The 13,565-nt window shown below is 61.1% G+C and carries 12 protein-coding genes and 1 pseudogene; 3 read left to right on the top strand and 10 right to left on the bottom strand.

Annotation, left to right across the window (positions count from 1 at the left end; translation table 11 throughout):
- Positions 1-12 precede the first annotated feature (12 nt).
- A pseudogene (locus HBO12_RS28360) lies at positions 13-99 on the top strand (outer membrane lipoprotein carrier protein LolA); the annotation flags it as partial.
- Between the two features lie 6 nt (positions 100-105).
- Here the strand turns inward: HBO12_RS28360 and HBO12_RS09985 are convergent.
- The 8 genes from HBO12_RS09985 to HBO12_RS09950 form a co-directional block, all read right to left on the bottom strand.
- Positions 106-786: a M23 family metallopeptidase gene (locus HBO12_RS09985; RefSeq protein ID WP_170042057.1), complete on the bottom strand. Its 681-nt coding sequence runs from the start codon at positions 784-786 to the stop codon at positions 106-108.
- Positions 787-954: 168 nt separating this feature from the next.
- Complete coding sequence (locus HBO12_RS09980; protein ID WP_169955430.1) at positions 955-1,854, bottom strand: response regulator; 900 nt, start codon at positions 1,852-1,854, stop codon at positions 955-957.
- 168 nt (positions 1,855-2,022) lie between these two features.
- A complete protein-coding gene (phoU, locus tag HBO12_RS09975; RefSeq protein ID WP_057961181.1) occupies positions 2,023-2,784 on the bottom strand; it encodes a phosphate signaling complex protein PhoU in 762 nt (253 codons plus the stop codon).
- A 70-nt stretch (positions 2,785-2,854) separates the two neighbouring features.
- Positions 2,855-3,688, bottom strand: a complete 834-nt coding sequence (gene pstB, locus HBO12_RS09970; protein ID WP_029289934.1) for a phosphate ABC transporter ATP-binding protein PstB — start codon at positions 3,686-3,688, stop codon at positions 2,855-2,857.
- 164 nt (positions 3,689-3,852) lie between these two features.
- Entirely contained in the window at positions 3,853-5,523 is a 1,671-nt protein-coding gene (gene pstA, locus HBO12_RS09965; RefSeq protein ID WP_169955431.1) for a phosphate ABC transporter permease PstA, read from the bottom strand.
- Positions 5,524-5,538: 15 nt separating this feature from the next.
- Entirely contained in the window at positions 5,539-7,572 is a 2,034-nt protein-coding gene (locus tag HBO12_RS09960; protein WP_170042268.1) for an ABC transporter permease subunit, read from the bottom strand.
- Positions 7,573-8,059: 487 nt separating this feature from the next.
- A complete protein-coding gene (locus HBO12_RS09955; RefSeq protein WP_169955432.1) occupies positions 8,060-9,046 on the bottom strand; it encodes a phosphate ABC transporter substrate-binding protein PstS in 987 nt (328 codons plus the stop codon).
- A gap of 293 nt (positions 9,047-9,339) precedes the next feature.
- On the bottom strand, positions 9,340-10,620 hold the full coding sequence (locus tag HBO12_RS09950) for an MFS transporter (protein ID WP_170042267.1): 1,281 nt from the start codon (positions 10,618-10,620) through the stop codon (positions 9,340-9,342).
- Positions 10,621-11,182: 562 nt separating this feature from the next.
- On the opposite strand from HBO12_RS09950, the gene HBO12_RS09945 reads away from it, so the two are divergent.
- Together HBO12_RS09945 and HBO12_RS09940 are read left to right on the top strand one after the other, a co-directional pair.
- On the top strand, positions 11,183-11,587 hold the full coding sequence (locus tag HBO12_RS09945; protein ID WP_003176975.1) for an acyl-CoA thioesterase: 405 nt from the start codon (positions 11,183-11,185) through the stop codon (positions 11,585-11,587).
- A 57-nt stretch (positions 11,588-11,644) separates the two neighbouring features.
- Positions 11,645-12,532, top strand: a complete 888-nt coding sequence (locus HBO12_RS09940; RefSeq protein WP_170042056.1) for a D-hexose-6-phosphate mutarotase — start codon at positions 11,645-11,647, stop codon at positions 12,530-12,532.
- Between the two features lie 126 nt (positions 12,533-12,658).
- Here HBO12_RS09940 and HBO12_RS09935 read toward each other — a convergent pair whose 3' ends face one another.
- Complete coding sequence (locus HBO12_RS09935) at positions 12,659-13,195, bottom strand: DUF3299 domain-containing protein (RefSeq protein ID WP_169955434.1); 537 nt, start codon at positions 13,193-13,195, stop codon at positions 12,659-12,661.
- Positions 13,196-13,273: 78 nt separating this feature from the next.
- Positions 13,274-13,519, bottom strand: coding sequence for a GlsB/YeaQ/YmgE family stress response membrane protein (locus tag HBO12_RS09930; RefSeq protein ID WP_029289950.1), 246 nt, complete (start codon positions 13,517-13,519; stop codon positions 13,274-13,276).
- Positions 13,520-13,565: the final 46 nt, after the last annotated feature.

The following is a 13,565-nucleotide window of genomic DNA, read 5'->3' as shown; positions in this document are numbered from 1 at the left end:
GTAGGAGCGAGCTTGCTCGCGAAGGACGTTAACGATAACGCTGGGATCCTGACACCCGGCAGCGCCCTCAGGTTTTTCGCGAGCAAGCTCGCTCCTACAAAAGCCTTACCGCGTGCCCGACGCAAAGTTGGGCAAGGCCTGTACCGGCTGCGTGAACTCATACGGAATCGACACCCACCCCGCCCCCGTATCGCGCTGCACCACAAAATGCAGGTGTGGCCCGCTGCTGTTACCGGTATTGCCCGACTGCCCCAGCGGGCTGCCCACCCCCACGTGCTGCCCATCCCTGACGCTGACCGACCCTCGCTTGAGGTGCAGATAAACACCCTGGGTGCCGTCATCGTGCAACACCCGCACGAAGTTGCCCGACGGGTCACTGCCGCGCCCGGATTGGTTGTTCTCGGTCTTCACCACCAAGCCGGCCCGCGCAGCGATGATCGGCGTGCCCTCGGGCATGGCGATATCCATGGCGTAGCGACTCTTGACGTCAGAATGACTGAATGTGCCGCCAGGCCCCTGGGTCAGGCGGAAAGGCCCGCCACGCCAGGGCAAGGGGTAGCGCTGGAACTGCGCCGGCCGCAAGTTGCGCCGCGGCTGGGGATCAAGCACCTGGCGCTTCACCGGCACCACCCGCCGTTCCTGGAACACAAACACCTGGGCGCCGGGGGTCTTCTGCTCGCTGAAAAACACCACGCCACGGGCATCGGTGGAACGATAGAGGGTCGTGGCCAGGGTCGATGAAGCGACCGCGCACAGGCCACAAAACAACATAAAACGCACAAGCATCGGATAAACCTGCCGGGTATGACTGAACGGCAGGCTAGCAAGGGTTCATGACACTGTTGTGTGGACCGACGCCCCTGTAGGAGCCGGCTTGCCGGCGATGGCGGTTTATCTGTCACCGCGCCACGCCATCGCTGGCAAGCCAGCATCTACAGGGATCAGGGGGTTGGTTCAGGCACCCGGCACGAAATGCTTCTGCGCGGTGCCCCGGGCAATCAGCCGGGAGATGTAGTCCAGCTTCTGCGCGTCCTGGTCGATAAAGCGGAAGGTCAGTTGCAGCCAGTCGCTGTCGGGGCGTGGTTCGTAGGCGACGATGGCGTGCAGGTAGCCGTTGAGGCGGGCAGTTTCGGCGTTCTCGCCTTGTTCAAGATCAAGCACAGCACTTTCCAGCACTTGCGGCAGGACGTCGCCACGGCGCACCACCAGCAGCGCCTCCTTGATGCTCAGGCCCTTGATCACACATTGCTGGGTGCCGCTGGACAGACGCAATTGGCCCTGGCCGCGACCGCTGGCGGCCGAGGGGGCGGCGGTGGACTGAACGGGCGGGCTGTTGAGCAGGCCTTTGCTCGGCGCGGCCACCGGGGCGGGCTTGACCGCTTCGGGCTTGCCACCGGTCAGGGCGCTGAGGGAGTCGTTGCCGAAAGCCGAGTTCATCTTGGTCGGCGCACTGGCCAGCAAGGCGTCGAGGCGACCGATCTTATTCAGGGCCTGCTTGACCTTGTTCAGCAACTGTTCGTTGGTGAACGGCTTGCTGACATAGCCGGAGACGCCGGCCTGGATGGCCTGGACCACGTTTTCCTTGTCGCCACGGCTGGTGACCATGACAAACGGCATGGACTTGAGCTGTGGCTGCTCACGGCACCAGGTCAACAGTTCCAGGCCAGACATTTCCGGCATTTCCCAGTCGCACAGCACCATGTCGAAGGTTTCGCGCATCAGGATGGCCTGGGCCTTTTTGCCGTTCACCGCATCTTCAATCTTGATACCGGGGAAGTAGTTACGCAGGCACTTCTTCACCAGGTCGCGAATAAACGAGGCGTCATCCACCACCAATACACTGACTTTACTCATCGACCCTTCATCCTCTCAAAACCCCGGCAAGCAAAACGCTTAACTGATGGCATTTTGCCAAAAACTCGTCAGTCACGCCGGGACTTTATGGCTGCCCGCAGCGCAAAACTCATACGCCACAAACGCAAACGCCCGACCAGAGGCCGGGCGTTTATTTCTCGGGCAATCTTACTTATCGTCAGATTCGGCCGGAACATTAGGGATTTGATCGGCCGTGCCTTCAACTTCGGCTTTCATGCGCTTGAGGCCCATGTGCCGTACGTCGGTGCCGCGTACCAGGTAAATGACCAATTCCGAGATATTGCGCGCGTGGTCGCCGATCCGCTCCAGGGAGCGCAGCACCCAGATGATGCTCAATACCCGCGAGATGGAGCGCGGATCTTCCATCATGTAGGTCGCCAGCTCACGCAGGGCGGTCTTGTACTCGCGGTCGATGATCTTGTCGTACTGGGCCACCGACAACGCCAGGTCGGCGTCAAAGCGGGCAAACGCATCCAGCGCATCGCGCACCATGTTGCGCACCTGGTCGCCGATGTGACGCACTTCGACGTAACCGCGCGGCGCTTCGCCTTCTTCGCACAACTGGATGGCGCGACGGGCGATCTTGGTGGCTTCATCGCCGATGCGCTCCAGGTCGATCACCGACTTGGAAATGCTGATGATCAACCGCAGGTCGGAGGCCGCCGGCTGGCGACGAGCGAGGATGCGCAGGCATTCCTCGTCGATGTTGCGCTCCATCTGGTTGATCTGGTCGTCGATCTCGCGCACTTGCTGGGCCAGGCCCGAGTCGGCCTCGATCAGCGCGGTCACCGCGTCGTTGACTTGCTTCTCCACCAGCCCGCCCATGGCCAGGAGGTGGCTGCGCACTTCCTCAAGCTCGGCGTTGAACTGCGCGGAGATGTGGTGGGTAAGGCCTTCTTTGCTAATCATGTTGGCGTCCTTGGAGCGTCCGGTAAGGTGCGGAGAACCGCAGCGTCAGTGCAATCAGAACCACAGCTTCCTAGCCGTAGCGACCGGTGATGTAGTCTTCGGTCTGCTTCTTCGCCGGATTGGTGAACAGGGTATCGGTATCGCCGAATTCCACCAGTTTGCCCATGTACATGAACGCGGTGTAGTCGGAAACCCGCGCCGCCTGTTGCATGTTGTGGGTCACGATGACGATGGTGAACTTGGACTTGAGCTCGTAGATCAGCTCTTCGACTTTCAGCGTCGAGATCGGGTCGAGTGCCGAGCACGGTTCGTCGAGCAGCAGCACTTCCGGCTCCACGGCGATGGTCCGGGCAATCACCAGACGCTGCTGCTGGCCGCCGGACAGGCCGAGGGCCGATTCGTGCAGGCGGTCCTTGACCTCGTCCCACAGCGCCGCGCCCTTGAGGGCCCACTCCACCGCTTCGTCAAGGATGCGCTTCTTGTTGATGCCCTGGATCCGCAGGCCATAGACCACGTTTTCGTAGATGGTCTTGGGGAACGGGTTAGGCTTCTGGAACACCATGCCCACCCGGCGACGCAGCTCGGCCACGTCTTCGCCCTTGCGGTAGATGTTGCTGCCGTAGAGGTTGATCGCGCCTTCCACACGGCAACCGTCCACCAGGTCGTTCATGCGGTTGAAGGTGCGCAACAGCGTGGACTTGCCGCAGCCCGACGGGCCGATAAAGGCGGTCACGCGCTGCTTGGGGATGTTCATGCTGACGTCGAACAGGGCCTGCTTCTCACCGTAGTACAGACTCAGGCCCGGGACTTCGATGGCCACGGTTTCTTCGGCCAGGCTCAGGCTCTGCTTGTCGCGACCCAGGGCTGACATGTTGATGCCGTGGGAATGGGTTTCATGTTGCATGGGATGCTCCCTGTGCTACCAATTCGTTTCGTTGAACCGCCGGAGCGGCTTACTCAAATTCTGTGTCTGTGGGAGCTGGCTTGCCTGCGATGGCATCACTGCGGTCTTACTGATACACCGCGTCGTCTGCATCGCAGGCAAGCCAGCTCCCACATTGGACCGTGTCAGCTATCCAGTGCCTTGTACTTTTCGCGCAGGTGGTTACGAATCCATACCGCCGACAGGTTCAGCGTGGCGATCACCAGCACCAGCAGGAACGCGGTGGCGTACACCAGCGGACGTGCGGCCTCGACGTTGGGGCTCTGGAAGCCGACGTCGTAGATATGGAAGCCCAGGTGCATGATCTTCTGGTCCAGGTGCAGGTACGGGTAGTTGCCGTCCAGCGGCAGCGATGGCGCCAGCTTGACCACACCCACCAGCATCAGCGGTGCTACTTCACCCGCGGCGCGGGCCACCGCGAGGATCATGCCGGTCATCATCGCCGGGCTGGCCATGGGCAGGACGATTTTCCACAGGGTTTCGGCCTTGGTCGCCCCCAGTGCCAGGGAACCTTCACGCACCGTGCGTGGGATTCGCGCCAGGCCTTCTTCGGTGGCCACGATCACCACCGGCACCGCCAGCAGCGCCAGGGTCAACGAGGCCCACAACAGGCCCGGCGTACCGAAGGTCGGCGCCGGCAGGGCTTCGGGGAAGAACAGGCGGTCGACCGAACCACCCAGCACGTACACAAAGAAGCCCAGGCCGAATACGCCGTAGACAATCGCCGGGACGCCCGCCAGGTTGTTCACCGCGATACGGATAATGCGGGTCAAGGTGTTCTGCTTGGCGTATTCACGCAGGTAGACCGCCGCCAGCACGCCGAACGGAGTCACGATCATCGCCATGATCAGGGTCATCATCACGGTGCCGAAGATCGCCGGGAAGATCCCGCCTTCGGTGTTGGCTTCCCGCGGGTCATCGCTGAGGAATTCCCAGACCTTGCTGACATAGAAACCCATCTTGGTCAGGGTGCCCATGGCGTTCGGCTGGTAGGCATGCACCACATGGCCGATGTTGATTTCCAGCTCTTTGCCGTTGGCATCACGGGCCGTGAGGCTGTCGCGGTTGAACTGGGCGTGCAGGTCGGTCAGGCGCGCCTCGACGGCCTGGTAACGCGCATTCAGCTCGGCGCGGTCGGCATCCATGTCAGCCTGGGCGGCAGCGTCGAGCTTGCCGCTGAGTTCCAGCTTGCGACCGTGCAGGCGGATTCGCTCCAGGCCGGCGTTGATCGCACCAATGTCGCTCTTCTCAAGGGTCTTGAGATCGGCGGCCAACCTGTTCACCCGCTCAACCCGCGCCTGCAGCTCGGGCCACGCCGCCTCGCCTTCGGCGATGACTTTGCCATCCTGCTTGACGTTGACCAGGGTGCCGTAGAAGTTGCCCCACTCACGACGCTCGATGGCCATCAACTCGACAGGCGTGGTCTGGTTGGTCAGCCACTCGCCGACGATCCAGGTGAAGTCATTACCGTTCAAGTCCCGGTTGCCGACCTTGATCAGCTCGCGGGTCATGAACTCCGGACCTTCGTCCGGCACCGGCAGGCCAGCGCTTTTCAGGCGCTCGCGCGGCACTTGTTCTTTCTGTACCACTTCGCCGATGACGATGTGGTTGGCCTGGCCCGGCACGTTGTAGTTGGCCTGGATCAGGTCGGCCGGCCAGAAGTGACCCAAGCCGCGTACGGCAATCACAGCCAGCAAACCAATGGTCATGATGACCGCGATGGCCACCGCGCCACCGCTGATCCAGACGCCAGGGGCGCCGCTCTTGAACCATCCATTCAGGGAGTTCTGTTTCACAGACTTCTACCTTTCTTAAAGCGACGAGTATTTCTTGCGCAGACGCTGACGGATCAGCTCGGCGAGGGTGTTCATGACGAAGGTAAACAGCAGCAGCACCAGCGCCGAGAGGAACAGCACGCGGTAGTGACTGCCGCCCACTTCCGACTCGGGCATTTCCACCGCGACGTTGGCGGCGAGCGTTCGCAGGCCTTCGAACAGGTTCATTTCCATGACCGGGGTGTTACCCGTGGCCATCAGCACGATCATGGTTTCGCCCACTGCACGGCCCATGCCGATCATCAGCGCCGAGAAAATCCCCGGGCTTGCGGTCAGCAACACCACACGGGTCATGGTCTGCCAAGGCGTAGCGCCCAGCGCCAGGGAGCCTAGGGTCAGGCCACGCGGCACGCTGAACACGGCGTCTTCGGCGATGGAGTAGATGTTCGGGATCACCGCAAAACCCATGGCCAGGCCGACTACCAGGGCGTTGCGCTGGTCGTAGGTGATGCCCAGGTCGTGGGAGATCCACATGCGCATGTCGCCACCGAAGAACCAGGTTTCCAGGTACGGGCTCATGTACAGCGAGAGCCAGCCCACAAACAGGATCACCGGGATCAGGATCGCGCTTTCCCAGCCATCGGGAACCCGCAGGCGGATCGACTCAGGCAGGCGGCTGAAAACAAAGCCGGCGACGAGGATGCCAATCGGCAACAACATCAGCAGGCTGAAAATCCCCGGCAGGTGCCCTTCGACATACGGCGCCAGGAACAGGCCGGCGAAGAAGCCGAGGATCACCGTCGGCATCGCTTCCATCAGCTCGATCACCGGCTTGACCTTGCGGCGCAGGCTCGGAGCCATGAAGTAAGCGGTGTAGATCGCCGCGGCGATGGCCAGGGGTGCAGCCAGCAGCATGGCGTAGAACGCGGCCTTGAGCGTACCGAAGGTCAGTGGCGCCAGGCTCATCTTCGGTTCGAAGTCGCTGTTGGCGGCGGTCGATTGCCAGACGTATTTAGGCTCGTCGTAGTTTTCGTACCAGACCTTGCTCCACAACGCGCTCCAGGACACTTCCGGGTGCGGGTTGTCGAGGGTCAACGGCTGCAGCTTGCCGCCGGCTTCGACGATCACGCGGTTGGCCCGTGGCGACATGCCAAAGATGCCCTGGCTTTCGACCACCGGGTCCACCAGCAAAGTGCGGTGCGCGGTACTGTGGAACACCCCGAACTTGCCGGAGGCATCCAGGGCGGTGAAGCCTTTGCGACGCTCTTCAGCGGTGATTTCAACGATAGGCGTGGTGCCCATCTGGAAAGTACGGATCTGCTTGAGGTGTTGCTCACCATCCGGGTCACGGGCCATGAACCACTGGGCCAGGCCACCCTTGGAGTCGCCGACGATCAGCGAGATACCGCCCACCAGTTGGGTGCTGGCGGTGATTTCAGCGTTGCCATCTTCCAATAATTTGTATCGACCGTTGAGGCTGTTGTCCCGCAGGCTGAACACATCGGCCAGGGCGCGACCGTTGATCACATACAGCCATTGCTGGCGTGGATCGACAAAGATCGCTTTAACAGGCTCGGTCATTTGCGGCAGGTCGATGCGCTTCTGCTCGCTGACCACTTCGCCGGTCATCATGTTTTCTTCGCGGCTCACCGACAGCACGTTCAGGTGCGAACCGGCGGAACCGGCAACGATCAGCGAGCTGTCAGTGGCGTTGAGGGCGACATGTTCCAGCGGCCGACCGGCTTCGTCGAGCACTATTGGCGTGTCGCCGTAGGGGTATTCGATTTCGGGCGAAATGGTCTTCTTGCCGTCCGGGTACGACACTTTATAAGAGTGACGGAACACCAGGGACTGGCCATTGGACAAGCCAAGGATTACCAGCGGGCTGCCGGGCTGGTCTTCACCGATGGACACCACGCTGGCGCCGGCCGGCAGGGCCAGGTCGACACGCTTGAGTTCAGCACCGGTATCAACGCTGAAGAACAACGCCTGGCCCTTGTCGGAAACCCGCATGGCGACCTGGTTCTGCTCTTCCAGCGAGATCAGCAACGGCTTGCCGGCATCCTGCATCCAGGCCGGGCTCAGGGCCTCGTCCTTGGTCAGGCTGGCACCCTGGAACAGCGGCGCGACCACGTAGGCCAGGAAGAAGAAAATCAGCGTGATAGCGCCGAGGACGGCAAGGCCGCCGACCAGTACGTACCAACGGGTCAGGCGGTCCTTGAGCGCGCGGATGCGGCGCTTGCGTTGCAGCTCAGGCGTATTGAAATCAATGCGCTTGGGAGGAGAAGTCGTCGTCATGGTGGAATTGGCCAGATCATTCATGCGCACACCCTAGCGATCCTGTATGACAGAAAGATGACAATGCAGTGACGCAAAAAATCCGCCGCGTAGCAGGGCTGGCAGCGGACCGAAAAATTAGGAGTGTAGACCGGCTTGTCATGGGAGCGGGTTGGCCCGCGATGGCATCAACACGATTTCAATTTTAAACCGCGTCGCCTGCATCGCGGGCAAGCCCGCTCCCACACAAGAGCATGCATCTACACCAGGTAGTGCAGGCTTATTTGCCTTCTTTCAGACCCAGGTCAGCCAGTGCCTTGGCGGCAACTTTGGCTGGCAGTGGGATGTAGCCATCCTTGACTACAACTTCCTGGCCCTGTTTGGACAGAACCAGTTTCACGAACTCGGCTTCCAGCGGGGCCAGAGGCTTGTTCGGAGCCTTGTTGATGTACACGTAGAGGAAACGCGACAGCGGGTACTTGCCGTTCAGGGCGTTTTCTTCGGTGTCTTCGACGAACTCGCCGCCTTCTTTCTTGGCCAGGGCCACGGTTTTCACGCTGGCAGTCTTGTAGCCGATGCCCGAGTAACCGATGCCGTTCAGCGAGGAGCTGATGGACTGCACGACCGAAGCCGAGCCTGGTTGTTCGTTGACGTTTGGCTTGAAGTCACCTTTGCACAGCGCTTCTTCCTTGAAGTAGCCGTAGGTGCCGGATACCGAGTTACGACCGAACAGTTGCACTGGCTTGTTGGCCAGGTCACCGGTCACACCCAGGTCACCCCAGGTCTTGGCGTCAGCCTTGGCGCCGCACAGGCGAGTCGACGAGAACACGGCATCGACCTGAGCCATGGTCAGGTGCTTGATCGGGTTGTCCTTGTGTACGAATACAGCCAGGGCGTCCACGGCCACCGGGATAGCCGTCGGCTTGTAGCCGTATTTGTTCTCGAAAGCCTGCAGTTCGTTGTCCTTCATCTTGCGGCTCATCGGGCCCAGGTTAGCGGTGCCTTCGGTGAGTGCAGGCGGCGCGGTGGAAGAACCGGCGGCTTGAATCTGGATGTTTACGTTCGGGTATTCTTTTTTGTAGTTCTCGGCCCACAGGGTCATCAGGTTGGCCAGGGTATCGGAACCGACGCTGGACAAGTTGCCCGATACACCAGTGGTCTTGGTATAGGCCGGAATTGCCGGGTCAACACCAGCGGCCACCGCGTGGGCAGTCGCAACGCCAGCAGCGACAAAAGTCATTGCCGCCATCAAACGCTTCAGTTTCATGCCTTACTCCTAGCAGATAGGGATAGTTGGATCGGGGCCAAGTATCGGTAGGCCGTGTGAACACTCTATGTCTGGAATATGACAATTAGATGAAAGGCCAGTATTGGCTAGGAAAGCGGATGCGGGGGGGGGACGCTGAGTAAACGCGGGGGCGAGGCGAGGGATTGCGGTAATTTCAGAAACACTCTGTAAACGTTGCAGGAGCCGGCTTGCCGGCAATGGGCCCTTGAATTGTGCACTGATCAAGGGACGCCATCGCCGGTAAGCCGGTTCCTACAGGGGACTTGCCAGGTTCAGCGCCCGCGTTTCCACAGGTAGGCACCCACCAGCATCCCCATCGTGCAGATCACGGCAACGTAGTACGCCGGGCCCATTGGGCTTTCTTTCATCAGCAGCGACACCACCAACGGCGTCAGACCACCGAACACCGCGTAGGCAACGTTGTAGGAAAACGACAGGCCGCTGAAGCGCACCACCGGCGGGAAGGCCTTGACCATCACGTAGGGCACCACGCCGACCACGCCGACGAACAGGCCGGTGAGGGTGTACAGCGGGAACAGCCAGTTCGGGTGGTCCAGCAGGCTGTGATACAGCGTCCACGAGGTCGCGAGCAGCAATGCGCAACCGGCGATCAGCACGCGACCGGCGCCAAAGCGGTCAGCCAGCGCGCCGGAGAGGATGCAGCCCAGGCTCAGGGTGACGATCGCCAGGCTGTTGGCCTGCAACGAGACTGTCGGGCTGAAGTGGTAGATGGTCTGCAGCACGGTCGGGGTCATCAGGATCACGACGACGATACCGGCCGACAGCAGCCAGGTCAGCAGCATCGACAGCACGATGGCGCCACGGTGGTCACGCAGGACCGCACGCAAGGGCAGCTCGGCGGCCAGGGTCTTGCGCTGCTGCATTTCGGCGAAGATCGGCGTTTCGTGCAGCCAGCGGCGCAGGTACACCGAAAACAGGCCGAATACACCGCCCAACAGGAACGGGATCCGCCAGGCGTAGTCCGACACCTGCTCCGGGGTGTACAGGGTGTTGATGGCGGTGGCCACCAGCGAACCCAGGAGGATCCCGGCGGTCAGGCCGCTGGTCAGGGTGCCGCAGGCGTAGCCGATATGGCGTGGTGGGACATGCTCAGAAACAAAAACCCACGCCCCCGGCACTTCGCCACCAATCGCCGCGCCCTGGATCACGCGCATCAGCAGCAACAGGATCGGAGCCCACAGGCCGATCTGCGCGTAGGTCGGCAACAGGCCCATGATCAGGGTCGGCACGGCCATCATGAAGATGCTCAAGGTGAACATCTTCTTGCGCCCCAGCAGGTCGCCGAAGTGCGCCATGATGATCCCGCCCAGCGGCCGCGCCAGGTAGCCGGCGGCGAAGATGCCGAAGGTCTGCATCAGGCGCAGCCATTCGGGCATGTCGGCGGGGAAAAACAGCTTCCCGACCACAGTGGCGAAGAACACGAAGATGATGAAGTCGTAGAACTCCAGCGCGCCGCCCAGGGCCGACAGCGACAGGGTTTTGTAGTCGTTGCGGTTCAGCGGTCGTGCGGGCGGCGCAATGCTTGAAGGCACTGTGGTCATGGCAAGGCTTCTCTTATTAGGTCAGATCAGGAATCCGCAACAGCGCTGGTTTGGCCTGGCAGGTCCGGCAAGATAACAAATTGCCTGGAAAAGCACAGTCTAAACACCTGCACAGCGGTTGGCGCCGACTCGCAAAGTCACCACCTTGCAAGGCCCGCCTCTTCCTTCTTCGAATTATTGTCGGGGACCAAAAACGCCAGCAAATACTGGGGTGCTGGGTTTAAAAGAAACAATGGTCAAACCCCTCAAGTTGCATGACTGTTTTGGCCATTTGCCCGACACCTTCAAAGCCACGCAGATAGATGTACAAAATCCGGCCCCAATGGTCGTCGCGCAGGCTAGCGACCGATATACTGCCCGCCTTGCACCGGCATATCAGTGGAAGTTGCGCGAAAACGTCGTTGGCACCGGCCAGCCGATTTCGCAGAGTTTCCCTCAAGGCGCCTTTCGAAAAACGTGACGAACGTAGTATGTTCGGGGCTGAATCGTTTTTCCAAGACGGCTATTCACCGATTACATAGTCCAAGAGTCACGGGTCAGAGGCACCCCCGGCATGATCGAACTCGAACAAGAAGATCCTATCCCGCAAGGCGATCTCGCCCTGCAAATCACCGCACTGCCCCGTGAAACCAACGGTTTCGGCGATATTTTCGGCGGCTGGCTGGTAGCGCAGATGGACCTGGCCGGCACGGCAATGGCCAGCAAAGTCGCCGGCGGCCGCGTGGCTACCGTAGCCATCGACCGCATGGCCTTCCTGGTTCCGGTGGCGGTGGGCGCGCAGTTGTCCTTCTACACCCAGGCCCTGGAAATCGGCCGCAGCTCGATCCAGATGATGGTCGAAGTGTGGAGCGATGACCCGCTGTCCAGCGAATGGCGCAAAGTCACCGAGGCGGTGTTTGTGTTCGTCGCCATTGATGGCAGCGGGCGCACCCGGTCGGTTCCGTCGCGGGCGCGTTAAACCTCGCGGCGGTTTGACGGTCCATTGCCCCATTGCCTGTCACTAAGAGAGCCTTGTATGCCTACGCCCCACGTTGAAGCCGTGAAAATGGATGAGCTGGACTGCTGGCGCATCCGCCACAACGGCGCCGAAGTGCTGGTGGCCCAACAGGGTGCGCACGTGTTCAGTTACCAGCCCGCTGGCGCAAAACCGGTGATCTGGCCTAACGACAAGGCGGTGTTCAAGGCTGGCAAAGGTATCCGTACGGGTGTGCCGGTGTGCTGGCCGTGGTTTGGTGTGTTCGAGCGCAACCCGCAAAGCGTCAAGGCGATGCGCCAGAGTGATCAGCCGGCCGGCGCCCATGGTTTCGCGCGCACAGCCATCTGGACCCTGGCCGGCGTCGAAGACAACCGGGTTGAGCTGGTACTGCCGGCACCTGCTGGCGGCTTCCCTGGCTGGCCCCATCAGGTCGATCTGAAAATGAGCATCCTGCTCGACGATCAACTGCATATCCGCCTGACCAGCCACAACCGCAGCACCGACACCGTGATCATCAGCCAGGCGCTGCACAGCTACTTCGCGGTCAGCGACGTGCGCAAGGTGCAGGTCGATGGCCTGGATGGGCTGGACTACATCGATACCGCCGACGGCTGGGTGACCAAGCAACAGGTCGGCGCACTGCACTTCAGCGCCGAGACCGACCGTATCTACCTCGACACGCCGGCACAGTTGAACATTGTCGATAAAGACTGGCAGCGCCGTATCCAGCTCACCAGCGAAGGATCAAAATCGACGGTGATCTGGAACCCCTGGACTGAACGCGCCAAGGCCTTCGATGACATGGCCGACGATGGCTGGCAGGGCATGCTGTGCATCGAGACGGCAAATGTGCTGGACGATGTGGTGGCACTGGCACCGGGCGCTAGTCACACCATGGGCGTGAGCATGGCCAGTCTGCCCCTGTAACCTAACCAAAATGTAGGAGCGGGCTTGCCCGCGATGGCGGTGTTTCAGCCGATACATTCGGCGACTGATACACCGCTATCGCGGGCAAGCCCGCTCCCACCCAAGCCCGGGGTTTTGTGGCGCTGGTTATAGATCCGCTTCCTGCACCACCCTCACCACTCCCGCATCCAGGGCATAAGCCGCATCCGCCAGGTCGTTGTTGACCGTCTCGACCTTCAAGGTGCCGGTCACCCATAGCGGCGTGTAGATGTCATCCAGCTTCAAGCCCTTGGGATAGCGCACCAACACCAACTGGTTTGGCGGCGGCGGCGGCACGTGGATGCACGCGCCCGGGTAAGGCACCAGGAAGAACAAGGTGCTGCGGCCCTTGGCGTCGGTTTCCAATGGCACCGGGTAGCCCCCCAGGCGGATATGCTTGCCGTTCAGGGCGGCCACGGTCTTGGTCGAATACATCACCGCCGGCAAGCCTTTGCTCTGCTTCAAGCCACCCTTTTCGGTAAAGGTGCCCAAGGCTTCCGGGGAGTTGTGGTCGATATCCGGCATTTGCTCCAGGGCTTTCTGGTCTGACTCAGGCATCAGTTCCAGCCAGTCGGTTTCCGGCAATTGGGCGGCGTGGGCCAGGCTTGAACCCAGCAAAAGGACAGTCAACAGGAGGCGGCGCATGAAGGGGCTCGGCAAATGAACACAGTGCCGGCATTCTAGCCCTCTGCGCCTGCGCAGCGCAGAGGGCTTGTCGCTAAATCATTTCTTTTTCAGCAGACCGTAGATCACCAGCAACACGATGGCACCGACCAGCGCGCCAATGAAGCCTGCGCCCTGGCCTGCCTGGTAGATACCCAGCGCCTGGCCGCCATAGGTCGCCGCCAGGGAGCCGGCGATACCCAGCAGGATGGTCATGATCCAGCCCATGCTGTCGTCGCCTGGTTTCAGGAAACGCGCCAGCAGGCCGACGATCAAACCGATAAAGATGGTCCCAATGATACCCATGGCATTTCCCTCTGAATGAAAGTTAGCTGAAGCCTAGTCAGACTTT

Source organism: Pseudomonas sp. WS 5059 (genome assembly GCF_012985525.1).
Lineage (GTDB): Bacteria > Pseudomonadota > Gammaproteobacteria > Pseudomonadales > Pseudomonadaceae > Aquipseudomonas.
Note: the sequence above shows the minus strand (reverse complement) of the source record. Positions and strands in the feature narration are given on the sequence as shown.